This is a genomic window from Vibrio sp. SCSIO 43155, from assembly GCF_023716605.1.
Classification (GTDB): Bacteria; Pseudomonadota; Gammaproteobacteria; order Enterobacterales; family Vibrionaceae; genus Vibrio; species Vibrio harveyi.
The window spans coordinates 1,414,314-1,439,003 of the sequence record NZ_CP071852.1 but is presented as its reverse complement, the minus strand read 5'-3'; the positions used below and the strand labels follow the sequence as shown (position 1 = coordinate 1,439,003).

The window sequence follows — 24,690 nt, the reverse complement described above, 5'->3', positions numbered from 1 at the left end:
GTAACTCATTGAAAAAGGCTTTGCTATGTCTACCTCCTTCACTCCGCGCAAACTTCCCGTGCTGCTAGGCTTAGTGCCACTTTTATTGTCAGCACCAAGTTTTGCATCTCACCATGATCATCATGATGAAAAAGATGGTCATGCCATCGTTCGTGACGTTGAGAAACCGGGAACTCGAATTGAATTCGATGAAGATCAAGATGAAGTCTATCGTGCCGTTCAAAAAGGTTACATTCGCCCATTCTCCGATATGTACGCAGCAGTGGAGAATGATTTGTATGGGCGTATTATTAAAGTTGAACTTGAAGAAGACGATGACGAATGGGTTTACGAGCTGAAAATCTTGTTCAATGACAGTGTGATAAAAGTGGAATACGACGCTGCCACACTAGAGATGCTCGAGATCAAAGGGCGTAACTTCAATAAAGCTCTTAAGCCGCAGTAATCGATATCCAAACATAATTAGAAGAAAGAATATGAAAATACTTGTTGTCGAAGATGAACCTCGCCTAGGCGAACAGATTTTAGAAACGTTGGAAAACAATGGCTGGGTACCAGAACTTTCCCAAGATGGTATCGACGCGCTTTACCGTGCGACCTCAGAAGAATGGGATGCGATTGTGCTCGACTTGGGTTTGCCAAAGCTCGATGGTCTGACGGTCTTGAAAGGCATTCGAGACGAGAACATTAATACACCTGTGGTGATTCTGAGTGCCCGTGACACATTATCTCAACGTGTTGAGGGTTTGAATGCCGGAGCCGACGATTATCTAACCAAGCCATTTGAAATGGTTGAGCTAACGGCTCGCCTTCGCGCTCAATTACGCCGTGCTTCAGGTAACGCCTCACCTGTCATGCAGATTGGTGATTTAAGCTTAGATACGCGCTCATCAAAAGTGCTGTGGCAAGGGCAAGCCGTAAGCTTAACCGCGTTAGAATATAAAGTGGTCGCGTACTTCATGCACAACCCAGAAAAAGTCATCTCTCGTACCGAGTTGGTAGAACACATCTACAAGCAAGACTTCGACCGTGACTCAAACACCATCGAAGTGTTCATCGGTCGTATTCGCAAGAAGATCGCCCCAAAAATCATCAAAACCGTCCGCGGTTTAGGGTATCAATTGAATGCGGAATAGAAGCAAACTTCCCATGCACATTCTTAAGCGGCTGAGCATCAAAAGCCGCTTAGTGCTAGCGGCGGTCGTTTGGCTCACAGCGATGATCCTCGCGGCGGGCGTCACGATCCCCACCCAAGTTTACAGCTATATGGTGGACGACACTCGCTCCCAATTGAATGTCTACATGGACGAGATTGCCGCCCAGCTCGAAGTCGACAGTAAAGGTCAACTCACCCTTCCTACTCAACTTTCCGACCCAAGATTTAATCGTCCATACAGTGGTCTTTACTGGAGCGCATCAACGGACACAAGCCTAGAACGTTCGCGTTCACTATGGGATAAGAAAATTGAGTACAAAGGATTGGATAAAGACGCCTTTGGCGCACGTGATGAAAAACTTATCACGTTGAAAAAGACCCTTTATCTACCGGACTACGATGGTCCTATTGATGTCATCATTGGCATTGACGAAGATCCAATTGAAGGCACGATTCAGTCTTTAACTGGACAGCTCTGGATCATTTTAGGATTGCTCTTTGCTGGTGTTCTTGCGGTTATCTTGCTGCAAATCGCCTGGTCATTGAGCCCGCTAACCAAGCTGCAAAGAGAGTTAGCCGAACTGAAATCAGGCAACAAGAAAGGCTTGGAAGAAGAGTACCCGAAAGAAATCTCACCTTTGATTTCTGATCTTAATGCCCTGCTCTTTCACTATCAAGAGCTACTTGAACGTGCACGCAATCATGCAGGAAACTTATCTCACGCGCTGAAAACACCACTTTCGGTTTTAAAAAACGAAGTACAAAACTTCACGCCTGAAGAACAAGAACGCTTGAACGCGCCAATCGCACAGATCCAACAACACATCGATTACCACTTAGGTCGCGCTCGTATGGCTGGTTCAATGAACATTCTTTCGGTGAAATCGAACCCTTCAGAGCGCGTTGATGCCATATCCATGGCGTTTGACAAGGTCTACGCACATCGTGACGTCACACTGATTAACGAGCTTGATTCTGAATTGAACGTCGCCGTAGAGAAAACCGATCTGGATGAAATGGCGGGAAACTTACTGGAAAATGGCTACAAATGGGCGAACAGCATCATTCGTGTTCATTCAACGTTAGATAAAGACAACATTCATATCATTGTTGAAGACGATGGTCCGGGTATTCCTCCTGAGCAATTATGCCAAGTAATAAAGCGTGGCTACCGTCTGGATGAAACAACGCCAGGATCCGGTTTAGGTTTAAACATTGTCAGTGAAATGGCGCACAGTTACCGCGGTCAACTTGAATTATCAGAGAGTAAAATGGGAGGGTTAAAAGCCACCTTGATTCTGCAAAAGAGCCGCGCTTAAGTCAGCTTACATCAGTCACTCACAGTATTACATTAAAATGGCACTTATCGATTTATTCGCTAGGTGCCATTTTTATATACCCAAGTAACCTCAAGATGCTTGGGTATATCTAAATAGCGCTTTGATTGGGTAAGTTTAATGCTAGCGATGGTTCACTAATCAACAGCACATTCCCATCCGAATAATAGTCGTGCTTACTATCCATTGCGACAGGTTGCGCTAACGAATGTAACTCTCCGACTAGCGCTAAATGACTGACTTCAATTTGATTCGCTAGACGGTCTCTTTCGCTGTCCACATTAGGATCTATTCGATGCAACACCGTCACAATACCCGAGTAATGCGCCAACTTGAGACCGTCATCGTAACTAATCGCTCCGACCCAAATCGGTTGACCAGACTTTGATTCTAACCCTGCTTGCCACCAGCGAACATGAGAGCGTTTTAACAAACTTCCGGGCTCTTGGAATGCCATCGACTGTGGCTTGCCATTCCAAAACAAATCAGAAACGGGCGGCAGCTTCTGCTTCAATAAGCTCACATAGTCTGCCAATTCAATGTCGTTTCTTGAAAAGGTTTGATTCTCTAACCAGCCGAGCTCTTGCATTAGGCTTCGCGGGGATTCTCCGACGTACACCAAGTTGACTGCCTGAGCGTCAAACACATTCGAGCGCCCCGGATAAACCTTAAAGCCGATATCATTAAGGACTATCGATTGATTTTCAGTAACGCCGGGTTGTTCAATATTGTCATCTGCTAGATAGAAAAAGTGTCCATAATTCGCAGCAACTAAACATAACACTAAAGCCGTTAGGGATTTGGTCCATTTACGTGACCAGTTTTTCTTCCAAGCCACAAGAGCGAATACAGAAGCGATGAGTACTGAGGCAATAAGAAGCTTATGCTCAACAAGGATGAACTTTATGGAATCAAGTGGAATCCATGTGTTAAGACCCGCAGCAAGCAAATACCCAGCAACGACAAATTGCCCAACACCAAGTATCAATCCAATTGATGAACAGACAGTAAAACGCTTCCAACTAACATTCGCAGTACCCGCCATAAATGGCACGACCCAAGCAACAGGTCCGAGTAAGCGTGCAAAGATCAAAATGGCATTGCCGCGTTTTTTCATCAACAAACGACAACGAGCGATTGGACGCCTTGTCTTGGCTTGCCAACGAATCAGCTTCTTCTGTGCTTTAGAGCCAGAACGCTTACCAATAAAGTAACTGAGTTGATCGCCAACCCAACCGCCCAACAAAACGGCGACAACGCCCCAAATCACACCTTGGTGCAATTGATAGCCCGCAGCGAGCAAAAACGGCTCGCCCGGGACAAAGAGATTAGGTCCAATCGTCGCATCCAGAAATGCTCCGAAAAACAGACTGATTGCTTCCAGCATGCAGCCTCCGACGATTACGAATGTTGATCTTTGTAGTGACCGAATTTGTATTCCATTTCGTTGTTACGCATCTCGCCAAAGAAGAATCGACGTACATTGGCTTTGAAATAGGTCATGCCCATCTTAAAGAAGCCGTCTTGCTCAAGGCGGCGCGGATCGAATTCAAACGTCATCGGTAAGAAGCGGAAACGCCATGTTTTAGAAGCGCGTTTTACGTAATCACAATCTTCGCAAAGTGTAATAGACTCATCAAAGCCGTTGATCTCTTTGTGTGCGCGTTTGGTAGAGAAAATACAAGCACCTACCGCCGTTGGGAATGTGTACTGAGTAATAAACAATCCCGCGTTAAACATGCCATAACCCAACTTATGTGCCATTGGCAGATTTTTTGAGCCCATGTAAACACCAGCAACTTCCAACTTCGCATCCTCAAGCTTACTCATTGCACGGCTCAGAAAATCACTTGGTAAGCGCACGTCCGCATCTAAGAAAAGAATACGTTCATACTTCGCCAGTTCTGCACCTGTATTACGTCCTAGGCTGACACCACGCGTATCCATGCGGTGCACTGTCAGTTCTGGCAATGAGCTTTCGTAAGCTTGTGCAACTTCACGTGTCGAATCTTCGCTGTTCGAATCCACCACGATCACTTCAAAGTTCTGGTGAGTTTGTTTGGTTAAGTCTTCAAGTAGTCGACCAATACGTTTTTCTTCATTGAGGGTAATAATCACGATACTGATAGGATTCATAATGTGCTCCATTGAGGTTGTCCGTTTATGTACGATGGAGAATAGAACCGACTGACTTAACGGTTACTGAGGTCAACATTCATTTTGCGTTCATTTTGTGAATAACAGATGTCGTTAATGAATGAATTAACTTGGAAAGAGGATTGAGTCCTAGGCAAATAAAAACGTACTGACAAAAAGCCAAATAGGTTAAAATCAACGCAATGCGGACAAAGTTTTGCCGACACCACAAAACAGACACTCTTCTTGACGAAGAATTACTGGCTTTTTGGTGATTTAGGTACAATTTTGGTTGCTGAATGTAGAGCAGGATGATAGTATCCGCGCTCGCTTGAACAGTTCCTGTTTCAAGCTTTACTACGAACACAAGGTCGCATTGTGTTTGTAAAGTTTTATTTTTTACTAATTTGAGAGTAAATACTATGAAATTCGAAGCAGTAGTACGTACTGAACTAGGTAAAGGTGCGAGCCGCCGCCTACGTCACGCTGGCAAATTCCCTGCAGTTGTATACGGCGGTGAAGAAGCAGCAGTTGCTATCGTTCTTAACCACGACGACATCGTTAACCAAATGGACAAGCCTGAGTTCTACGAAGGTATCGTTCTAGTGATCGACGGCGCTGAAGTTAAAGTTAAGCCACAAGACGTTCAACGTCACGCTTACAAGCCAAAAGTTGAGCACATGGACTTCATCCGTATCTAATTCCCTACCAAGGAATTAACGGATAAAATCCAAACCTTTTGCATAAAGATTATCGGACTTACCAACCGAGACATCTAAAAAATTTCAAAACCCCGGAGACTTACCACCTCCGGGGTTTTACTATTTAGAACAGAAGTAAATCTCCCCTACTCTTTTCTCAATTCTCTTTTCATTACCGATAGTGCTTTTCTGCAAACACCGCATTAAACACTCTCACCAGTAAGTTATGTTCGTGCTATGTACTTCACCAGCGTCACGTCGTTGAGCGTCATATCATCGATAACCTCCGACTCTTCCTCTCCAGATCGCACAAAGCCACACTTCTTATAGAAATTAAGCCCTTGTTTATTGGTGTCTAACGCCTTAAGGCTAATTTGCATCACTGGTGTCGAGAGTAAACGAGTTTCTAATTCATCAATCAGAGCACTGCCAGCGCCCTGCCCGAAGTATAAAGGCGAAACATAGCAACAAGTAACCGTTGCCGTCTTGTCTTCGCTGGTGTGATCAGGCAGTTCATAACTTAGAAAGCCCACGATCTCTTTCTGTTTCTCAACAACAATGAGATTGGCCAGTTGCTCCGTCATTACTCGCGTCCACATGCGCTCTCGACGTTCTCGAGTAAATTGGTCAATGTAACTCTGCGGCATTAATCCTCGGTAAGCGACTTGCCATGAATCAACGTGTATTTTGGCGATCTGATCCGCTTCATCTCTCACTGCATTTCTAACTGTATATCCCATTGCTTGCCTTTCTCATTACTCCGGAGTAAACACTCTTTGACGACTGTACGCTTCAAACCCCAAAGACTGGCAGAGCCTTATTGAAGGCGTATTTTCACTATTTACTCGATACCTAATTTTGCGCTGCCTCGACTTCACTTCATTGATTAAATGACTGAGCAGGCGTTTTCCATACCCTTTTCCTCTTGCTTCAGGAGAAACCAATATGGATAAAGACTCAAACGGCTCTTTCCCTTTATAACAATAAGAAGCAAGCACAGCTACCAGCTCATTTTTGTCAAATATGCCGTAAAAAAAATGGCTATCGAGGTCAAAGTCCGCTTTAAGGATATCTTCTTCGCTCATTCGGCTGACAAAAGATTCAAGTAATTCGAGATCAGACTCGATCGAGAGAGGAATTATCCCATCGTCTTTGTTGACGTTGTCGTCATTAAATAAATAGTAGTCGACATCATCATATTCACAGAACATTTGTTTATTATTGAGTTTTCTCTCCAGCTCACTTGGCTGAAAATGTTTAATTCGTTCCCATAATTTAGGGGGACAAGATATAAACGTAACGGCGTCTGATTGATATAAAAATACAGCGCAAAGATCGGAGAACTTTTGCCAATAATGAGGGTCATAAGAATAGCCATTGTACAAATTACAGCTCACACTGAACTGCTTTTGCCATGAGCAATCGATTTCCGCGGCAAGTGCGGTTGTTTTTTTGAGCATCCTTACTCCTCAACACAGCGTACAGAAAAATCTTAACTATTTGTTTCGTAGAGAGTAAGAAGACATTAATCTGGCAAAATAATCACCAAAGTTTGCTCCATATCTCACCAAAATGCGTATTGATTCACATTAGAAAATTGAAATCAATTAAGCGACTCACAAATTTAATTAGTAAAAACATTAAATCCTTTCTAAATACGGTTTCTGTTTATTTGTCGACGCGGTTTGCAGCCCTGTTATTTCCTGTATTCAACAAAACTGTAAATAAGATATAGATCACTAAAGTTTCACATTATTTCCGTATATTTCACGCCGTAATAAAATCAAAATCACAAAGAAAGGATCCCTTATGAAGTTTTACAAATCCCTTTTGGTACTTTCAGTCGGCGCTGCGCTAGCAGGATGTGGCTCAGACAGCGACAACTCTCCAGTCACTTGTGACACTGCAGATTCATGTACTAAGTTCACTGTTCTTCACACAAACGATAACCACGGTCGTTTCTGGGAAAACAGCAAAGGTGAGTACGGCATGGCTGCACGTAAAACACTGATTGAGTCTATTCGTGCTGAAGTAGCAGCAAATGGTGGCGAGTCTATCCTACTGTCTGGTGGTGACATCAACACAGGTGTACCAGAGTCAGACATGCAGAACGCTGTGCCAGACTTCGTAGGTATGAACCTTCTGGGTTACGACGCAATGGCTGTGGGTAACCACGAATTTGATAACGCTCTAGATGTTCTAGATATGCAAGCTGAGCTAGCTGATTTCCCAATGCTAGCAGCAAACATCTACAAAAAAGATGCGGACGGAAAAGTAACTGATGAACGTTACTTCGCTCCTTATAAAGTCTTCACGATTAACGGTCTGAAAATTGCGGTTATCGGTCTTACTACTGAAGATACAGCAAAACTTGTAAACCCAGACAACGTAAAAGACATCTACTTCCAGGATCCTCAAGTTGAAATCCAAAAAGTGCTGGGCGAGATCGAAGCTAACGAGAAAGTCGACCTAGTATTCGCAACAACACATATGGGTCACTACCAAAATGGTCAAAGTGGTAGCGAAGCGCCTGGTGATGTTCAACTAGCACGTTCTCTAAAAGAAGGTGAACTAGACGCTATCATCGGCGGTCACTCGCAAAACCCAGTATGTATGGAGCCAGGTACGAACAACTACGCGGACTTCAAACCAGGTGATGAGTGTACACCAGATCAGCAAAATGGCACTTACATCATGCAAGCGCATGAGTGGGGTAAATACGTAGGTCGTGCAGATTTCGAATACTACGATGGCAAGCTTCACCTAGCGAACTACGCACTGATTCCAGTAAACCTAAAAGCGAAAGATGAAAATGGTGATTACCAATTCATTCAAAACCAAATTAAACCTGATGCAACAGTAAAAGCGCTGCTTCTACCATACCAACAACAAGGTCAAGATTTGCTGGACGAAGTAATCTCAAACACAGACGGCAAGCTTGAAGGCGACCGTAATGTTGTCCGTTCACAACAAACTAACCTTGGTCACCTACTGGGTAAAGCATACCGCACGAACAAGCTAGTGAATGCTGACTTTGGTGTAATGAACTCAGGCGGTGTACGTGATTCTATCCAGAAAGGTGATGTCACTTACCGCGATGTTCTAACAGTTCAACCTTTTGGTAACTTTGTAACAAAAGCAACCATGACTGGTGAAGAGGTTAAAGCTTACCTAGACGTTGTAGCAACAAAATCTGCTGGCTCTGGTGCATACGCTCAACTAGACAACATCACGCTATCAGTTAACTGTGATGCGAAAGACGTAACGATTACAGACATCAACGGTAAAGGCTTTGATCCAAAAGCTGAGTACACTTTCTCTGTAATTAGCTTTAGTGCAGCGGGTGGCGATAATTACCCAATCATCGATGTTAAATCAACCCAGCAAACAGATGCAGCTATACTGCGTGAGTTCTTCGTTAATAACCCTCAGATTTCTGCGGCAGATTTCGATAAGAACTTGGGTAACATTGAGTACTTGAGCAACGGCCAATCAGTGAAAGGCTGTCCTGCTTCAGGTAGCTAATTTACTTCATTCTTGTCTACACTTAGACATTGACAGCCATTCGGTTGCATAACAACTGAGATAAGGCGTGTCAGACTGACTCTAAGACCAACCGGAGCCCAAGTGGCTCCGGTTTTTTTATTTGCGCTAAATCTCTGATAAAACGCCACCTTCACAAATCGTTCAAAAAATGTTCATTTACGTTGTTGACGACCATGTGTAGGGCTTCTATGTTTGATAAGGTCTTTCGAATATGAAGATTCATCAACTGTGTTTGAGCAATTAACTTTTATTCACACAGTCAATGATTCTGAGAAAGATGCGAATGGCGTTACAAACACTGCTCTCAAACAATTTGTCTCTCAGACTTCAAACGAAGGCGATGGGCTTCTACGCTCCCGCCAATGAGCAGCGATCTGAACGCCAATGTGTTCAAACTGCTGCCATCGAGTTCTGGAGGTCAAAAATGAAACGAGCCAGCAACAGCTATAGACTGCAGATAATTAAAGAAGTGGTCACTCGCAGAGAGCGTGAAGCATGTACTGATCCAATGGCAAGATACATTCATCAAATGATGGATGAATTACCCACCAGTAAATTAGACGTGGAACAAAATCACCGCTTTGCCGGTAGTCACTTCGACGAACAAGCAGGAGGCTGGGTAAGCGACCAATGGTCTTTAAAGTAACGCCAAGTGCTCATCACTTTGAGCACGAAAATGGATAGGAGCTTCCCGGCTCTTATGGATAAGTAGTTCAGACTGGGCCGGGAATAGTTAGTCATAAGTAATAAAGCGTAAACAACACTAAAACAAATCCTGTTGCGGGGATGAGTCATCTTGAGGCAGTTCTGCTTTCCCCTTCCCTGCTAGCACCTTTCTTCTGTACCTCTGACGACACAGCTTAATCACGTGCAACTGTTGTGCAGGAGTAAAACTCAGCCAATTAAACCGCTCTTCTCGTTTACGCATGCATCCCTTGCAATAGCCCTTTTCGTCAGAAGTGCACACTCCGACACAAGGACTTGGGACGGTAAAAAACTCCAGTTGCTCCATGCTCAACCCGTTCTTTGGTTATCTCATCAAGACCCGATTCACTTATAGTCGAATAACTGTAAGAAATTTCGAAGTTTTCGCTGAATTTTAGTACCTGGAATGGGATCTCTGTTATAAAATACGCCGTGTTTAAAAACATACGAAACCATAACCGTATGCTGACAAAAACACTGTTTTATTACCTATACTTACCACGTTTTCTAAAAACGGAGTCAATAAAATGAAGCTTAGCCTAAAAACGTTAGTAGCAGCAATCTCACTTCCAGTTCTAATGACTGCATGCGCTAGCAACGGTGACAATGTGAAAGAAATTACGGCTCAAGATCTACAGCACCACAACTGGCAGCTGGTTCAAATCGATGGCAAAAACATCGCAGCAGAAGAACGCCAAGCACCTCGCTTAGAAATTGGTGAAAACCTAACTGCGAACGGTAATGCAGGTTGTAACAACTTCTTCGGTCAAGCTGAACTAAAAGATAACCAACTACGCATCGAGAAAATGGGCATGACCATGAAGATGTGTATGGAAGACCAAATGAAGATTGAAAAAGTAATGTCTGAAACGCTTTCTGATTGGAGCGACATTACTCTGACTAACGATGGCCTAGTGCTGAAAAACGCAGATCACGAACTAACGTTCACACTGCGTGACTGGGTAAACTAATCCCACATTTGTTTCTGAGACAATAAGTCTCTGAAAGAATCTCTAAAAAAGCAGCCCTTTGGCTGCTTTTTTTGTTTCTAATGCCCCATACCTTGCTTAGCCAGCTTTTCAGGATCATCATAAACCGCGTGGCGATCTATCATATCCAAGGTTGCTTCATTCATTCCGGTTACAGCAACAATAGAGCCGCCTTTACGAAACTTAATGATGGCTTTATCCAAAGCTGATATTGCTGTGATATCCCAAAAATGCGCATCGGATAAATCAATTGTGATGTATCGCGTCGCATTATCAAAATCAAACATATCAGTGAAACTATAGGCGGAAGCGAAAAAGATTTGCCCATGAACTTTGTGAATCGTATGGTCGTTATCAACAATGACTTCATCCGAAACCTTCATTAAAGTCCGGCTCTGATTCACATAAAAGACACACGCTAATAAAACGCCCACCAGCACACCAATAGCAAGATTGTGGGTGGCAACAACCGAAATCACCGTCGATAGCATGATAAGGTTTGTCGATAAACTGTGTTTACGCATTTCTGCAATGGAGTGCCACGAGAAAGTACTTATCGCAACCATGATCATCACTGCAACGAGCGCCGCCATTGGGATTTGTTTGAGGTAATCCCCCAAAAATACCACCATGATCAGCAAAAACACACCGGAACAAAGCGTCGATAAACGTGTTCGACCGCCAGACTGGATATTGATCATCGACTGACCAATCATTGCGCATCCTGCCATACCGCCAAACAGCGATGCGACCATATTCGCAATCCCCTGTCCTTTGCACTCGTCGTTTTTCTCACTCTCTGTATCCGTCAACTCATCGACGATAGATGCGGTCATCAGTGATTCAAGGACACCGACAATGGCGAGAGCTAATGAATAAGGGAAAATGATTTGGAGTGTTTCAATGTTGAAGGGAATATCGGGAATCATGAATACGGGAAGCGAATCGGGTAGCTGCCCCATATCGCCAACAGTACGAATATCGATATCAAACATCAACGCAACCACTGTCACCGTGATAATGCATACCAAAGGGGACGGTAGCATTTTTCCGATTTTCGACACATATGGAAACAAATAGATGATGGCTAGTCCTAAAACGGTCAATGCATAAACGGACCAAGAAACGTTGGTCAGTTCAGGCAGTTGCGCCAAAAAGATTAAAATTGCCAACGCATTTACAAATCCAGTCATAATGGATTTAGACACAAAACGCATTAAATCCCCTAGCCTTAAGTAGCCAATCAATAACTGCAGTACACCAGCGAAAAACGACGCGGCGAGCAAATATTGCAGACCATAATCTTTAACTAAGGTGGTCATCAATAGCGCCATAGCTCCGGTTGCCGCGGAAATCATTCCGGACCTTGAGCCAGTAAACGCAATCACGACACAGATGGAAAACGAGGCATACAAACCCACTTTGGGGTCGAGTCCTGCGATGATAGAGAATGCAATAGCTTCTGGAATAAGTGCCAGTGCTACAACAACTCCTGATAAACAATCTCCTTTAACGTTGTTAAACCAAGTATCTTTTGTAAATTTAAACATAAATCTCTCATAAACGTATTGCCTTAGTTGGTGCATTGCGCACGGTGAAGGGAGTGATGCAAACGCATCTGAGAGATCGTTCTAGGGCGGACTAATGAGCAAAAAGCACCTTCCTTATTCGTCAATTGAAACGTCACGGTTTTTCTCGATATGGGCCAGTCAAAAACAAAACCAGCCTCATCGAAGGTGTGCTTTATATCACTTTAAAAATGCAATTTGTAATAAATTCTTACAAAACCAAGTAAATTTGCCTACAAGTAACCATAAAAAAGCGCCTCTAAAAGGAGGCGCTTCTTCATTCATAACATCTACTTAAGTGACTTCAAAATGACTGCTGAGAATAAGATTGTCCATCAAAACCACTTAATTGCTCGTACGCTTTAGACAAAATAGCAATCCCGATGATGGTCACTAGGAAGCTTAATAAACTCATTAGGATTGGCAGTTGTAAATACGCCAGAGGTGATATTGCGATACCACACAGAAGCGGTACCAAGATCACCACACCCATCATGTACCACGTGTACCCTTTGGTTAAGTTCCATGCATAAGGGAATGACACACCTTTACCAATAGCAATGGCGGGAAACACCAACACCAATCGACAACAGATCACACCAAGTGCGAACAGTACAATTGCGGCAAGCGCAACGTTAATCATCGCAAAGATGGCGGCAACGGCGACTACTGCAACTGTCATCACCAAGTAATGACCGATGAACCACATTTCGATCTTGCCAAGGGTGAAACGCCCCCACTGAGGGACCGATTGAGGACCTTTAAGGATAATACTGTGCACGTTAATCGCGACGATCGCAGACAATAGCGCCATCAAGATTTGTACGAAGATAGCAGCAACATCGCCTTCACTTGCACCTAAAAGGAGATCAAGAATAACAGAAAAGAGAATCGGTAAAGCGGTCGCTTTCGCAATCGCTTGTTTATGCGTGTTTAGTGAAGCAAAGGCACTTTTAACGGTATCGACAAACATAGTTAGGTTCTAGCCAAGATTAAGATTCATTTTGGGTACTGATGTTATCTTCCTGATACCGGTTGAGCAAACCTTTCCCAAAATATCATTAGGTTACAGTGATTAATTCGACCTAAATAGCTCAGTTCGTTGCCCCCAAAAACATAAATCAATTAGATCAAATGCCCGACTTTGCGAATCAATACTGCAAGGCTTTCTGCTTCAAGTTTTTTCATCACATTAGAGCGATGTACCTCAATTGTTCTTAGAGAAACACACAACGAATCGGCCATCTCTTGGTTTTTCATCCCCTTGACTACCAATCCAAGCACTTCTTTCTCGCGCTTGGTGAGATTCTGTAATACCTGTTTCGCACTCAGCTTTTCACCGTTTTTTAATGACTGTGCCATAGCATTATCCACTGCAACCACAAGCGCGTTTCCATCAACAGGCTTTTGAAAGAAATCTAATGCGCCATCCTTTAGTGCATCGACAGCCATAGGTATGTCGCCATGACCAGTTAGGTAAATCACGCTGATCGGGCTGAATTTCTCATTCATTACATGATGGACATCTTGTCCCCGCATCTCGGGCATACGGCTATCAAGCAAAACACAACCCGGAGCCGACAATTCAGCGTTGTTGAGAAAATCTATCCCACTAGAAAAAGCTTCAACCTCGTAACCATAACTTTCCAACATAAACGCCATGGATTCTAATACTGGCTCTTCATCATCAACGATGTAGAGTGGACAAAGGTTACGACTCATAACAAGCCTCCTGATACGGTAAAACAATGGTCACCTGACACCCAGTGGGCTCTATGGACCTAAATTGCATGCTGCCTTGGTGCGCATCGAGTACATCACGACATATTGCCAGACCTAGCCCTAATCCATTTTCCTTCGTGGTGTAGAAAGCTTGGTCCAATGGCGTACTTTCTTCTTCAATTCCAATGCCGTTGTCCGTCACGTCAATGATGACCATCTCATCACAGAAGCTCACGTGCAGATCCACGTACAAATCTCTACGTTTCGGCGAATGGCTCAAACACGCATCTTTGGCGTTATTTAAAACATTGAGAATGACCTGCTGCAAACCTGTCACATCTGCAAAGACTTTTTGCGGCTCACCAGAGTAAAGCACACCAAGTTGGATTCGATGACGTTGGAATTCGTAATCCACCAGCTTCATCGCTTCTTCAATCAAACAAGGTAGATCCACCCAGTTTTTTTCAATCGGTGTTTTGTTTATCAAGCTACGAAGGCGCTGAATGATGTCGCTTGCAGAAGTCACCTGTTGTTGGATTTTATCGAGGATTGGCGCCATTTCTTCGGCAGTCGCGCCATGTTCCATGCGCATTTTCACCCCTTGACTGTAGTTTTTGATTGCTGCCAATGGTTGATTAATTTCATGCGCAATACTGCTACCAAGTTCACCGACAATGGTGATACGTTGGGCATGCTCCAACATTGAGCTCTTACGGCGTAAGTCGTTCATGGTGGTTTTTAACGTTTCACGACTACGTTGAAACTTCCATTCCAACCAGAAGTGATATCCCGTCAATAGCAGCAAAGTCAGTAACGACGCCATTGCGATCGCTTGGTTCTTATGCAGCCATTCTTGTGCTTTTTGTCCCCAAGACTTTTGCAACGGATGCATGTCTAAGTGCTTGTAGACTTTATCAACGTTGATGCTCGGCGCAGGCAACATCCAGCCAACGTTGTTCGCCGCAACGGCTGCTGGATGATCTTCTGGCATTGCGAAAAGGGTTTGCGCCACCATTTGCCCCACATCCGTCGGCGCTCGCTCTGTCATAGCCATGGTCCAGTTTGGATACAGTGGTGTGCTCACCGCACAAACAGAATCAGCAGGGCGCTTCTCATTCAATACACGCAAGCTGTGCAGTTGAATACGCCCCTCCTTCGCCATGTTCTCCAGAGTACATGCAGGGACGATCGCGACATCGAGATCGTTCTTGATCACGTCCAAAATCAACTGGTCAGTTGGTGGACCAGTAAAATGAATTTTTTCGAAGAAAGAGGAATTGAAATAGCCGAGCTTATCGAGCTCATAACGCAGCGCGAGAAAGCCGCCAAAGGCTTTTTCCGATACCGCCGCGACATTAGCTTTATTGATGTCACGCAGCGTTTTATAAGGCGACTCTTCACGCACCACTACCACCGAAGCAATCGACTTATTTGGTAAGTTGCTATAGGCAGTTTTTTGCGTTGCTAACCAGTTGATTGGGTATTCACGTGCCAACTTAGTCGCCTGCCCTGGACTAGTCAGAATGAAGTCAAGCCAACCGTGCAAAAATGCATCTTCAAGTTGGTCGAAATCGTAAGTATGTAGGTTGAATTGATAGCCAGGATTCTGAGTCTCCAACCAATCCAAAGTTGGTTGCCACGCTTCACGAGCATGTGCGTGTCCACGCAGCGCTAAAACGCCAACATCGTAGTCTTTTCTCGGTACTTCTTGATCATTAGCAGAGGCAAAAGAGGTAAAGAAAAAGGAGAGAGCAAAAATGAAAAGAATTAACTTTTGAGAATAATTATCAATCACTTACGAAATACTACCAAAACTCGGTTGTGGCACATTTTAGCACCACTTCCCCCTTCTACTTTGTTGCTTTAGATCAATCCCACATCATTATTGTGGGAAACCACAATATCGTCATTTAAACGATTTCCTCAGAATACCTTACCCATAAAGGGGTAGAGCGCATTTCTGCTTTTTTTAAGCCATGAACACCAAAAATGATTAAGAAACGTTCATGTCAGCACTGCCCCATCAAAAGCATTCTATCTGTCGAAACATCAAGGATTCGGCAGCAAAACTTTAAATTAAAATATGGAAGCAACTCATGAAAAAATCGACGATTGCGTTGGGTGTGTTAGCAGCTGTCACAGCGGTTGGCTACTCAGCTTACAATACGATGTTCTCAGCTGAGGCTGTGATTGTGGATGCCGCTGCTCAAGAGCAGAAATTCGCAGAATATGCTCATCCTGAGCACTTCATTTCGGCACAACAACTTAAGTCGCTGATGGACGGCGACAAAGATGTGGTTGTGATCGGTGCGCTAAACCCTATCAAACCAGATAGTCCTATTTCTGGCTCTTACACTATGTGGCGTAACGATTACTCGGCGGCTGATGGTCAATACGACTTCGGTGGTATGAGCAATAACACCGAAGAAATGGAGACCATTCTGGGCAGCTTCGGCGCAACAGCTGACAGCACAATCGTGGTTTACGCAGCAGGCTCTCACCACGATGCCGCTCGCCTTTACTGGCAAATCCATAACCTTGGTCATCAAGACGTTCGTTACCTAGACGGTGGCTTGAACGCTTGGATGGGCTCTGGTTACCCAACTGGCTCTGCAAACCCAAGCGTTGCCGCAGTTGAATACAAAGCACCGAACACAAAACAAGACAACAACACGCTAGCGACACTGGATATGGTTATCGCAGCGCAAAACAACCCTGATTGGGTGATCCTAGATACTCGCGGCAACGACGAGTTCAACGGCGACGTTGCGGTTTCTGGTGCGTACGGTCCGGGTACTATCCCAAGCAGTGTTCACATTAACTGGACCAAAGCGTTAAACGAAGACACAACGCTGAAATCTGCACAAGAACTGCAAGCTCTTTATGGCGACATCATCAAAGGCAAAAAAGTGATCGCTTATTGCCAATCCGGTGTTCGTTCTGCCCACACCACCATGATTCTTACTGAAGTACTTGGCGCAGAAGGCGTCTACAACTATGACGGTTCATGGATCGAGTACAGCCATGCTCACTATGAGCAGAAAAACCCTGAAGTGAACGTTATCAACGGCAAGAGCTAATCAACACGGAAATAGCAGTTAATGAACAATGTAATTTTTAGTCAAAAGCTATTCGACACCGCTCAAATGATTGTCGATGGCTGTATGGGTGATGCCGATCCGGCATGTCAAACCGCGTGCCCAATGCACACAGACGTAAAGCAATACGTTCGCATGGCGGGTGAAGGTGATTTTCAAGGTGCTCTGGATCTGATCCGTAGCAAACTATTCCTTCCTCAAACACTAGGTCGCATCTGCGCACATCCGTGTGAAGCGTCTTGTCGCCGTAATTCTGAGTTTGGTCAGCCAATCAGCGTAGCTGGGATTAAACGTTTCGTCGCAGAGAAAATGGATAACCAAGATCACTGGGATCTAAACATTGCCCCCCTAACTAACAAGCACATCGCGATCGTAGGTGCAGGTCCTGCTGGCGCTCAAGCGGCAATCGAACTACGTCGTCAGGGTCATGAAGTCACCATCTATGAAAAGCTGGACGTTTACGGCGGTATGATGCGTGTTGGTATCCCTGAATACCGCCTGCCACGCGATGTTATCGATTTCGAATACAGCTACTTAGCGATGCTGGGAATCAAAACTCAGTTTGGCGTTGAGATCGGCAAAGACATCAGTTTCGAAACACTACGCAACGAGCATGATGCGGTGGTACTTGCACATGGTGCGCACGTAGGTTCGATCATCCCTCTGCCGGGTCATGACAACGATGGCGTGTTCTCTGCGGTTGAATACCTAAAAGAGATTTCTGAAACTCGCCAATTCCCACGAGCAGGTAAGCGCGTAATGGTTATCGGCGGTGGTGACGTAGCGATGGACTGCGCACGCTCTTCATGGCGTATCGGCGCAAGTGAAGTTTACCAATGTTCACTTGAGAGCCTTGAGAACCTGCCTGCAAGCCAAATCGAAATCGATGAGTCACTAGAAGAAGGCGTTGAATTCCATGCGGGTTGGGGACCTGTCGCTATCGAGCACGAGAGCGGCAAAGTAACAGGCATTACTATCAAGAAAGTGCTGTCGATCTTTGATGAGCAAGGCAACTTTGCACCTCAGTACAGCGAAGAAAGCAAAACTATCTCTGTGGATACCGTTGTTTTCGCTACGGGTCAAATCGTGGCAGATATTACTGACGGTGCACTAGAGCAAACTCGCGGTGGCCGTTACGTTGTCGATAAACAAACACTAGCATCTAGTCTAGAAGACGTATTCGTAGCTGGTGATGCGTGTGGCGGGAACATCGTAATTGAAGCGATGGCATTAGGTCGTAAAGCAGCAATGAGCGTTGAACGCTTCCTAACGACTCGTCCACTAACTGAAGACCGCGACTTCGAGCAAGAATACAGCTACTCATCTCGTCTAGACGTACCACTACCAAAAGGTACGGTAGATACCCCTCGCCTACACGGTGAATTGCGTGACGCTGAAGAGCGTAAGCAGGATTTTGCACAAGTGGATTTAGGCTTTACTGAAGCGCAAATCAAACTAGAAGCTTCTCGCTGCCTGCAATGCAGCTGCAAGCTATGTATGACCGAGTGCATCATGATGAATGACTTCAGCGACTGTCCAAAAACCATTTTCTCCGACTTTGTGAACAACAAGTCGATGGATCCACTGATGGCTTACTCATGCAACGCGTGTGACCAATGCACCATCGTGTGTCCGAAAGACTTCCCAATGAAAGAGATGTTCCTAGGGGCACGTGCTGACTTTGTTAAGGCAAACAACGGTGAATCTCCAATGCCGGGTCATAAAGCGATCAACATGCACCAGAAGCTTGGCTTCTCAAAAATCTTCACTATGGCAAAACGAGCGGTATCGACAAAATGAGTAATAAAGTATTTATGCCAGGATGCAGCTTGCCATCCTATTCACCTGAAGGTGTAGCTGCCATTGCTAGCTACCTAAAGCAAGTATTTCCAGACATGGGCGCAGTCCAAAAATGCTGTGGCAAACCGACTGCAGCTATCGGTCAAACGGAGAAGTTTAAAGAGCGTTACGGTCAGCTACAGGCTGATTTTGATAAGCTAGACGCACAAGAAGTGATTGTGGCGTGTCAAAGCTGCTACGGCATGATCAAAAAATCTGGTGGCACACAAAAACCAGTGTCTTTGTGGAAGCTACTTCCTGAAATTGGTTTACCGGAAGAACTGCGCGGCAAAGCCAAAAACAGCGACGTGGTGTTTACCATTCACGACTCTTGTTCAACTCGCTACGAGAAAGAGCTGCAAGACGGTATCCGTTGGATATTAAACGAACTTGGTTACAAAACCTCTGAGCCAGAACACACACGAGAAAACACCCGCTGCTGTGGCTTCGGCGGCATGGTTGTACCTGCAAACCCAGATGTGGCAACGCGCGTAATTAAGCGCCGTGTTGAAGAGTTTGAAACCGACTACGTAGTGGTTTATTGCTCGGCATGTCGTGCATCCATGATGGGTGTTGGTAGAAAGTCTTGGCACATTCTGGATCTAATGTTCGGTCCTGTGATCATGCAAGGTGATGAGCCGCCAGTAAACGTACTTGCAAGCCCTGTAAAAGCTTGGTTCAACCGCTACAAGTCAAAAGCGGGCCTGATCAAGTGTATGTCAGTGTAACTGTCTCTGTGTCGCTATCTCTTTTTAATTATTAGGTTTAAGTGAAGTTGAACTTATGAAACTCGTAAAAATCGCTCTTATCGTCGCTGTTGTAGCTCTCGCTCTGTTCGCGGCAAAACAAACTGGCATTCTTGAAATCATCACTGACATCAAGAGCCTACAAGATTGGATCGCAAGCTTTGGTGTGTGGGGTTACGCCGTATTCGTAGCAGCATTCGTATTTGCGTGTGTTTTCCTACTACCGGGCAGCGCATTTACCATTGTGGCAGGTATCGTATTTGGTCCTATCAAAGGTGGCGTATTGGCGCTCTTTTCTGCAACGCTTGGTGCAGTAGCAGCCTTTATCGTGGCGCGCTTCCTACTGCGTAACACCATCATGAAGAAGTTTGGCGACAACCCAATATTCAAGAAAATCGATGACGGTGTAGCAGCAAACGGCACCAGCTTCTTGATTCTGACTCGTCTTGTGCCTGTATTCCCATTCAGCCTACAAAACTACGCTTACGGTCTAACCAGCCTAAACCTTGGCACTTACGCTCTGGTTTCTCTGTTGACCATGGCGCCAGGTGCTTTCATTTTTGCTTACATGGCTGGTGACATCGCAACAAACGGTGTGTCTGCAATGTTGTTGGTAAAATTTGCGGTTGCGGGTCTTGTGCTGTTTGGCATGTCTTTGATTCCAAAATACATCGCAAAGAAAAAAGGCATCAACATGGAAGAATTAGCGAAGTAATCCGGTCTATCCATTATTGAAGCCAAAATAGTGCGACTTATCGAGAGTCGCACTATTTTCATTGCTACTGATTTGCTCACACTTTGTCCTTAAATTGGTGACTTTTAAGACCAAAAACTGACGTGGATTGGTATCACCTCACAAGGCGAGTAATTCTCTGAATCTATTATCAAATTCGCGTTGATAATAGAGCAAGATAGATTACTATCCATCTAGAGGGAACGGAGCTTCCAGCGTGGTTTATCCCCAATTCAGAGTACCAAAACAGCCGTTTGTACCTCATGGGAATATAAAGCTCCAAAAATGAAAACAAAGATAAAGAAACACGGATTACGTATGAAAAAGCTACTTAGCACCATTGGCATTTTAGCCACCACATTCGCGACCTCCTCTTTTGCATCTTCGACCGCTGAAGAATGGCAAAAAATAGAACAGCAAGCCGACGGTCAGACCGTTTATTTTCATGCTTGGGGTGGTAGCCAAGAAATTAACCGCTACATCCAATGGGCAGGCAAAGAGCTTAAATCTCGCTACAACGTGACACTTAACCACGTCAAGGTCACCGATATTTCTGAAACCACCACTCGTCTTATTGCTGAAAAAGCCGCAGGGAAAAACAGCGGTGGCAGTGTTGATATGGTTTGGATTAATGGCGAAAACTTTAAATCGATGAAAGACAACCAACTGTTGTTTGGTCCTTTCGTTGAAGGTTTACCAAGCTGGCAGTATGTCGATAAAACCCTGCCTGTTGATGTCGATTTCTCTGAACCAACAGATGGTCTAGAAGCGCCTTGGGGCGTAGGTCAATTGGTGTTTATCTACGATGAAGATACCCTGCACAACCCGCCAAGCTCATATGCTGAAATGCTGAGCTACGCAAAAGCGTTTCCAAATCGTCTGACATACCCTCGCCCACCGGAGTTTCATGGCACCAGTTTCATCAAATCTCTACTGATCGAACTGAGCAATAACGATCCTGCACTGCAAAAGCCAGTGACAGACGAATCATTCAAAACTATCACGCAACCTCTATGGGCTTACCTAGATGAATTTCACAAAGTCGCATGGCGTGGCGGTAAGCAGTTTCCGGGTGGCACAGCGGAAACGGTACAACTACTAGATGATGGTCAGATTGACTTAGCCGTCACTTTTAACCCAAATGCGGTTTATTCAGCACAATCTAGCGGCAACCTTGCAGATAGCACCAAAGCGTATGCGATGGATGCGGGTGCACTTTCTAACATTCACTTCTTAGCTATCCCTTGGAACGCAAACGCCAGTGCAGGGGCTCAAGTTGCTATAAACTTTTTATTAAGTCCTGAAGCGCAATCTCGTAAAGGTGATATCAACATCTGGGGTGATCCTTCAGTGCTAAGCAGCCAATACCTGACTGGTACGGCTAAAAATACTCAACAATTCAAGTCTATTGCAGAGCCACATCCAAGCTGGCAAGCCGCACTAGAAAAAGAATGGTTGAAACGCTACGGGAATTAATAATCACCCATGTTAAGAGCGCTGTATCTAGTTATTATCGCAGTTTGTATATTACCAACCATCCCGGGTCTACTCGGGGTGGTGGTCTCTGCGCTCGGCTATGTTCCCCCTATCGGCTTACATCATTTTTCACTTGATGGCTTTGATGCTGTGTTTGACTGGGAAGGCGTGTGGACATCTATTGGTCTAACGTTCTACTCTGCCATTTTCAGTAGCTACCTTGCTTGTTTGATGACGTTTGCGATTCTGCAAGCTTCTTGGGGAAGTAAATTCTGGCGTAAAATCGAAGTCAGTCTTTCTCCGCTTCTTGCCATGCCACACGTGGCATTCGCCATTGGTTTTGCTTTCCTATTTGCACCAACAGGTATGGGCGTTCGCGTACTCAACCAAATGTTTGGTTACGATCCAAATGCGCAAACGGTGAATGACTTAGCGTTGCTGATCAAAGACCCACACGCACTGGGTTTGATCATCATGCTTGCCGTCAAAGAAGTCCCGTTCCTTTTGTTGATGAGTATTCCGATTCTTCAACAATTGAAGGTCGAGAAGATAGAAAAAGTCAGTCATTCGATGGGGTATAGCTCGGCTCAAGCTTGGTGGAAATGCGTTTTCCCACAATGGTTAGCAAAACTGCGCTTCCCAATGCTAGCCGTGCTGGCTTACAGCTTATCCGTTGTCGATGTCGCGCTAATTATCGGTCCAACCAACCCTCCTACCTTTGCAGTATTGGTATGGCAGTGGTTTAACGATCCTGATTTATCCCTCCTACCAAGAGCGGCGGCGGGTGCAGTTGTGTTGTTTGCGATTGCGAGCCTATTGATTGGCTTTGCTCGACTCGTAGAGTGGAGCGTTACTAAAGGCTTTAAACGCTGGCAATACTCCGGTCGTAGCGGTTTCCGCTTACCGGGAAAAACCTTGTTCTCTATGATTGCTCTAATCGCACTGTTGATGGTGCCGTTGATGGTGGTGTGGAGCTTTGCACAACGTTGGCGTTTCCCTGACTTATTACCAAGCCGTTACAGCTTACGTTTTTGGGAATACGAGTGGCAAAGCATTCTTGGCACGCTAGAGCAAAGCATGTTGATTGCGGTGATCAGCGCATCAATTGCTCTGGTACTTGCTCTGATTGCTCACGAATACCGACTGCGTTACCGCTGGCAAGTCCCAGGGTACATCATTGCCGTGCCAATGTTGATTCCGCAGCTTTCCGTTTTGTTTGGAATGCAAGTCGTCACGCTGTACCTCGACAGCAGCGCGTACTTGTTCTGGGTATGTTGGGCACACGTCTTCTTTGCTTTCCCGTTTGTTTACCTATCACTCGACGGTCCATGGCGCAGCTTCGACAATGATTTGACTCGTGTCGCCTTAAGCCTTGGTAAATCACCGATGCAGGCTTGGTTAAAAGTCAAACTGCCCATTCTTTTGCCTGCGATTGCTTTTGCTTGGGCAGTTGGCATTAGTGTCAGCTTAGCGCAGTACCTACCAACACTCGTGCTGGGAGCTGGTCGCATCAGCACAATAACAACAGAAGCGGTCGCCCTATCAAGTGGCTTTGACCGTCGTGTCACTGCGATTTACGCAATTTGGCAAGCTCTCTTGCCGTTAATGTTCTTCTCTTTTGCGATTTTACTTAGCCGCTTACACGTTAAGTATCGCCGGTTGTCTATTAAAGGTTTACTACCGAATGAGTCTCTGTCTCGAAAACCTCGCCATCCATAAAACCAATGGCGACACGCTTTTCTCTGCCTTCAATATGACGGTAGAGAAAGGTGAAATTGTTACCCTGATGGGTCCTAGCGGCTGTGGCAAATCCACTTTATTGGATGCCATTGCTGGTCACCTATCTTCCGAGTTCGACTATTCAGGCTCAATCACTCTCGATAATGAAAAGTTGGATGCTTTGCCTGCGCATAAGCGTCAGGTAGGTATTTTGTTCCAAGACGATTTGCTCTTTCCGCACCTCACCGTATGGGAAAACCTTGCCTTCGCTCTGCCTGATTCAATCAAAGGGGCTGAGCGTAAAGAACGTGCGATGCAAGCATTGAAACACATCTCGTTAACCAAGCTCGCGGAATCTTTCCCAGATCAAATATCAGGTGGTCAGCGCGCCCGTATCGCTCTGACTCGTATGTTGTTGGCGAAACCAAAAGTTGCCCTACTCGACGAACCATACAGCAAACTCGATAAAGATTTGCGCGTGCAGTTTCGTAACTGGGTCGTGGAACAGCTTCAACTCGCTAATATCCCAGCGTTGATGGTGACGCACGATGAAGACGATATCCCTGCAGGCAGTCGTTGCCTAAACTGGCCGTGGGAGACAAGTCATGCTTGATAGCCTAAGCATCAAAATCATTAAGTGGCCACTGGCACAAAGCGCAAAGCTGATCGACAAATGTGGCGTGACGGCTAACCAAACCACACTGTTCGGTTTTGCCCTTGGTTGCTTTGCCCTACCAGCATTGATGGCAGAGCAATACACACTCGCATTAGCGTTTATCCTGCTGAACCGAATTTGTGATGGATTAGATGGTGCGTTGGCAAGAATCCAAGGCATTACCGATGCCGGAGGCTTTCTCGATATTAGCTTGGACTTCTTGTTCTATTCTTTGATTCCATTTGGTTTTGTGTTGGCAAATCCAGAACAAAACGCCGTCGCGGGCGCATTCTTGATCTTCTCGTTTATTGGCACGGGGAGCAGCTTCTTAGCTTTCGCGATCATGGCAGGTAAACGCGGTATCGATAACCCTGTCTACAAACACAAATCTCTGTACTACATGAGCGGTCTAACAGAAGGCACCGAGACCATTGGTTGTTTCGTGTTGTTCTGTTTGTTCCCACAACATTTTGCCGTTATTGCGTATATCTTTGGTGCGGCGTGTTGGTTTACCACGTTTACGCGTATTTACTCTGGGTTTCATACGCTGAAACCGTAAACAAA

General features: G+C 45.1%; 24 protein-coding genes. 15 read left to right on the top strand and 9 right to left on the bottom strand.

Features of this window, described 5'->3' with window-relative positions:
- Window positions 1-25: 25 nt before the first annotated feature.
- Genes J4N44_RS06620 through J4N44_RS06610 form a run of 3 tightly spaced genes read left to right on the top strand, consistent with a single transcriptional unit; the run spans window position 26 to window position 2,475 of the window.
- On the top strand, window positions 26-445 hold the full coding sequence (locus tag J4N44_RS06620; protein WP_005450617.1) for a PepSY domain-containing protein: 420 nt from the start codon (window positions 26-28) through the stop codon (window positions 443-445).
- A 31-nt stretch (window positions 446-476) separates the two neighbouring features.
- On the top strand, window positions 477-1,136 hold the full coding sequence (locus J4N44_RS06615) for a response regulator transcription factor (RefSeq protein WP_005442273.1): 660 nt from the start codon (window positions 477-479) through the stop codon (window positions 1,134-1,136).
- Window positions 1,126-2,475 (top strand): ATP-binding protein, encoded by a 1,350-nt coding sequence (locus J4N44_RS06610; RefSeq protein ID WP_017819499.1) that lies wholly within the window; start codon window positions 1,126-1,128, stop codon window positions 2,473-2,475. Before J4N44_RS06615 ends, J4N44_RS06610 begins: the two co-directional genes overlap by 11 nt.
- Window positions 2,476-2,584: 109 nt before the next feature.
- On the opposite strand, the gene J4N44_RS06605 is transcribed toward J4N44_RS06610, so the two are convergent.
- Entirely contained in the window at window positions 2,585-3,880 is a 1,296-nt protein-coding gene (locus J4N44_RS06605; RefSeq protein WP_009698140.1) for an LssY C-terminal domain-containing protein, read from the bottom strand.
- Window positions 3,881-3,894: 14 nt separating this feature from the next.
- Window positions 3,895-4,629: a glycosyltransferase family 2 protein gene (locus tag J4N44_RS06600; RefSeq protein WP_005450620.1), complete on the bottom strand. Its 735-nt coding sequence runs from the start codon at window positions 4,627-4,629 to the stop codon at window positions 3,895-3,897.
- 422 nt (window positions 4,630-5,051) lie between these two features.
- On the opposite strand from J4N44_RS06600, the gene rplY reads away from it, so the two are divergent.
- The gene (gene rplY / locus J4N44_RS06595; protein WP_005450622.1) at window positions 5,052-5,330 is read left to right on the top strand and encodes a 50S ribosomal protein L25; all 279 of its coding nucleotides are present in this window, start codon (window positions 5,052-5,054) and stop codon (window positions 5,328-5,330) included.
- Between the two features lie 224 nt (window positions 5,331-5,554).
- Here the strand turns inward: rplY and J4N44_RS06590 are convergent, their stop codons facing one another.
- Window positions 5,555-6,070 carry a GNAT family N-acetyltransferase gene (locus tag J4N44_RS06590; protein WP_005450623.1) on the bottom strand — a complete coding sequence of 172 codons (516 nt, stop codon included), beginning with the start codon at window positions 6,068-6,070 and terminating at the stop codon, window positions 5,555-5,557.
- Between the two features lie 15 nt (window positions 6,071-6,085).
- Entirely contained in the window at window positions 6,086-6,790 is a 705-nt protein-coding gene (locus J4N44_RS06585) for a GNAT family N-acetyltransferase (protein ID WP_009698143.1), read from the bottom strand.
- 349 nt (window positions 6,791-7,139) lie between these two features.
- Here J4N44_RS06585 and ushA point away from each other — a divergent pair, with 349 nt between their 5' ends.
- Both ushA and J4N44_RS06575 read left to right on the top strand, forming a co-directional pair.
- Window positions 7,140-8,855, top strand: a complete 1,716-nt coding sequence (gene ushA / locus J4N44_RS06580; protein ID WP_222325598.1) for a bifunctional UDP-sugar hydrolase/5'-nucleotidase UshA — start codon at window positions 7,140-7,142, stop codon at window positions 8,853-8,855.
- A 445-nt stretch (window positions 8,856-9,300) separates the two neighbouring features.
- Complete coding sequence (locus tag J4N44_RS06575; RefSeq protein WP_005450627.1) at window positions 9,301-9,522, top strand: hypothetical protein; 222 nt, start codon at window positions 9,301-9,303, stop codon at window positions 9,520-9,522.
- A 117-nt stretch (window positions 9,523-9,639) separates the two neighbouring features.
- On the opposite strand, the gene J4N44_RS06570 is transcribed toward J4N44_RS06575, so the two are convergent.
- Window positions 9,640-9,888 carry a DUF1289 domain-containing protein gene (locus J4N44_RS06570; protein ID WP_005450629.1) on the bottom strand — a complete coding sequence of 83 codons (249 nt, stop codon included), beginning with the start codon at window positions 9,886-9,888 and terminating at the stop codon, window positions 9,640-9,642.
- A 220-nt stretch (window positions 9,889-10,108) separates the two neighbouring features.
- Here J4N44_RS06570 and J4N44_RS06565 point away from each other — a divergent pair, with 220 nt between their 5' ends.
- Complete coding sequence (locus J4N44_RS06565) at window positions 10,109-10,552, top strand: META domain-containing protein (RefSeq protein WP_005450631.1); 444 nt, start codon at window positions 10,109-10,111, stop codon at window positions 10,550-10,552.
- Window positions 10,553-10,629: 77 nt separating this feature from the next.
- On the opposite strand, the gene J4N44_RS06560 is transcribed toward J4N44_RS06565, so the two are convergent.
- From J4N44_RS06560 to J4N44_RS06545, 4 genes are all read right to left on the bottom strand, one after another.
- Window positions 10,630-12,120 carry a SulP family inorganic anion transporter gene (locus J4N44_RS06560; RefSeq protein WP_252044987.1) on the bottom strand — a complete coding sequence of 497 codons (1,491 nt, stop codon included), beginning with the start codon at window positions 12,118-12,120 and terminating at the stop codon, window positions 10,630-10,632.
- A gap of 322 nt (window positions 12,121-12,442) precedes the next feature.
- Complete coding sequence (locus tag J4N44_RS06555; RefSeq protein WP_252044986.1) at window positions 12,443-13,111, bottom strand: hypothetical protein; 669 nt, start codon at window positions 13,109-13,111, stop codon at window positions 12,443-12,445.
- A gap of 152 nt (window positions 13,112-13,263) precedes the next feature.
- Complete coding sequence (locus tag J4N44_RS06550) at window positions 13,264-13,860, bottom strand: response regulator transcription factor (RefSeq protein ID WP_009698147.1); 597 nt, start codon at window positions 13,858-13,860, stop codon at window positions 13,264-13,266.
- Entirely contained in the window at window positions 13,850-15,655 is a 1,806-nt protein-coding gene (locus J4N44_RS06545; protein WP_252044985.1) for a sensor histidine kinase, read from the bottom strand. Before J4N44_RS06545 ends, J4N44_RS06550 begins: the two co-directional genes overlap by 11 nt.
- A 301-nt stretch (window positions 15,656-15,956) precedes the next feature.
- Between J4N44_RS06545 and J4N44_RS06540 the strand changes: the two genes are divergently transcribed.
- From J4N44_RS06540 to J4N44_RS06505, 8 genes are all read left to right on the top strand, one after another.
- A complete protein-coding gene (locus J4N44_RS06540) occupies window positions 15,957-16,940 on the top strand; it encodes a sulfurtransferase (RefSeq protein WP_045388404.1) in 984 nt (327 codons plus the stop codon).
- Window positions 16,941-16,961: 21 nt separating this feature from the next.
- Complete coding sequence (locus J4N44_RS06535; RefSeq protein ID WP_005450642.1) at window positions 16,962-18,758, top strand: FAD-dependent oxidoreductase; 1,797 nt, start codon at window positions 16,962-16,964, stop codon at window positions 18,756-18,758.
- Window positions 18,755-19,525: a heterodisulfide reductase-related iron-sulfur binding cluster gene (locus J4N44_RS06530; protein WP_252044984.1), complete on the top strand. Its 771-nt coding sequence runs from the start codon at window positions 18,755-18,757 to the stop codon at window positions 19,523-19,525. The genes J4N44_RS06535 and J4N44_RS06530 overlap by 4 nt, the downstream gene beginning before the upstream one ends.
- A 55-nt stretch (window positions 19,526-19,580) precedes the next feature.
- Window positions 19,581-20,258 (top strand): TVP38/TMEM64 family protein, encoded by a 678-nt coding sequence (locus J4N44_RS06525; RefSeq protein WP_005450645.1) that lies wholly within the window; start codon window positions 19,581-19,583, stop codon window positions 20,256-20,258.
- A 336-nt stretch (window positions 20,259-20,594) separates the two neighbouring features.
- Complete coding sequence (locus tag J4N44_RS06520; protein ID WP_252044983.1) at window positions 20,595-21,752, top strand: ABC transporter substrate-binding protein; 1,158 nt, start codon at window positions 20,595-20,597, stop codon at window positions 21,750-21,752.
- A gap of 9 nt (window positions 21,753-21,761) precedes the next feature.
- Window positions 21,762-23,471: an ABC transporter permease gene (locus J4N44_RS06515; protein WP_252044982.1), complete on the top strand. Its 1,710-nt coding sequence runs from the start codon at window positions 21,762-21,764 to the stop codon at window positions 23,469-23,471.
- Window positions 23,437-24,084, top strand: a complete 648-nt coding sequence (locus J4N44_RS06510) for an ATP-binding cassette domain-containing protein (protein ID WP_005450651.1) — start codon at window positions 23,437-23,439, stop codon at window positions 24,082-24,084. The genes J4N44_RS06515 and J4N44_RS06510 overlap by 35 nt, the downstream gene beginning before the upstream one ends.
- Window positions 24,077-24,685: a CDP-alcohol phosphatidyltransferase family protein gene (locus tag J4N44_RS06505; protein ID WP_005450653.1), complete on the top strand. Its 609-nt coding sequence runs from the start codon at window positions 24,077-24,079 to the stop codon at window positions 24,683-24,685. The genes J4N44_RS06510 and J4N44_RS06505 overlap by 8 nt, the downstream gene beginning before the upstream one ends.
- Window positions 24,686-24,690: the final 5 nt, after the last annotated feature.

Bases quoted from the DNA above. Each gene is read 5' to 3' on its own strand.
- J4N44_RS06615 (WP_005442273.1), top strand. From the start codon at position 477: ATGAAAATACTTGTTGTCGAAGATGAACCTCGCCTAGGCGAACAGATT.
- J4N44_RS06520 (WP_252044983.1), top strand. From the start codon at position 20,595: ATGAAAAAGCTACTTAGCACCATTGGCATTTTAGCCACCACATTCGCG.
- ushA (WP_222325598.1), top strand. From the start codon at position 7,140: ATGAAGTTTTACAAATCCCTTTTGGTACTTTCAGTCGGCGCTGCGCTA.
- J4N44_RS06555 (WP_252044986.1), bottom strand. From the start codon at position 13,111: ATGTTTGTCGATACCGTTAAAAGTGCCTTTGCTTCACTAAACACGCAT.
- J4N44_RS06510 (WP_005450651.1), top strand. From the start codon at position 23,437: ATGAGTCTCTGTCTCGAAAACCTCGCCATCCATAAAACCAATGGCGAC.
- J4N44_RS06570 (WP_005450629.1), bottom strand. From the start codon at position 9,888: ATGGAGCAACTGGAGTTTTTTACCGTCCCAAGTCCTTGTGTCGGAGTG.
- J4N44_RS06620 (WP_005450617.1), top strand. From the start codon at position 26: ATGTCTACCTCCTTCACTCCGCGCAAACTTCCCGTGCTGCTAGGCTTA.
- J4N44_RS06530 (WP_252044984.1), top strand. From the start codon at position 18,755: ATGAGTAATAAAGTATTTATGCCAGGATGCAGCTTGCCATCCTATTCA.
- J4N44_RS06550 (WP_009698147.1), bottom strand. From the start codon at position 13,860: ATGAGTCGTAACCTTTGTCCACTCTACATCGTTGATGATGAAGAGCCA.
- J4N44_RS06575 (WP_005450627.1), top strand. From the start codon at position 9,301: ATGAAACGAGCCAGCAACAGCTATAGACTGCAGATAATTAAAGAAGTG.
- J4N44_RS06515 (WP_252044982.1), top strand. From the start codon at position 21,762: ATGTTAAGAGCGCTGTATCTAGTTATTATCGCAGTTTGTATATTACCA.
- J4N44_RS06535 (WP_005450642.1), top strand. From the start codon at position 16,962: ATGAACAATGTAATTTTTAGTCAAAAGCTATTCGACACCGCTCAAATG.
- J4N44_RS06600 (WP_005450620.1), bottom strand. From the start codon at position 4,629: ATGAATCCTATCAGTATCGTGATTATTACCCTCAATGAAGAAAAACGT.
- J4N44_RS06540 (WP_045388404.1), top strand. From the start codon at position 15,957: ATGAAAAAATCGACGATTGCGTTGGGTGTGTTAGCAGCTGTCACAGCG.
- J4N44_RS06565 (WP_005450631.1), top strand. From the start codon at position 10,109: ATGAAGCTTAGCCTAAAAACGTTAGTAGCAGCAATCTCACTTCCAGTT.
- rplY (WP_005450622.1), top strand. From the start codon at position 5,052: ATGAAATTCGAAGCAGTAGTACGTACTGAACTAGGTAAAGGTGCGAGC.
- J4N44_RS06560 (WP_252044987.1), bottom strand. From the start codon at position 12,120: ATGTTTAAATTTACAAAAGATACTTGGTTTAACAACGTTAAAGGAGAT.
- J4N44_RS06605 (WP_009698140.1), bottom strand. From the start codon at position 3,880: ATGCTGGAAGCAATCAGTCTGTTTTTCGGAGCATTTCTGGATGCGACG.
- J4N44_RS06610 (WP_017819499.1), top strand. From the start codon at position 1,126: ATGCGGAATAGAAGCAAACTTCCCATGCACATTCTTAAGCGGCTGAGC.
- J4N44_RS06590 (WP_005450623.1), bottom strand. From the start codon at position 6,070: ATGGGATATACAGTTAGAAATGCAGTGAGAGATGAAGCGGATCAGATC.
- J4N44_RS06585 (WP_009698143.1), bottom strand. From the start codon at position 6,790: ATGCTCAAAAAAACAACCGCACTTGCCGCGGAAATCGATTGCTCATGG.
- J4N44_RS06505 (WP_005450653.1), top strand. From the start codon at position 24,077: ATGCTTGATAGCCTAAGCATCAAAATCATTAAGTGGCCACTGGCACAA.
- J4N44_RS06525 (WP_005450645.1), top strand. From the start codon at position 19,581: ATGAAACTCGTAAAAATCGCTCTTATCGTCGCTGTTGTAGCTCTCGCT.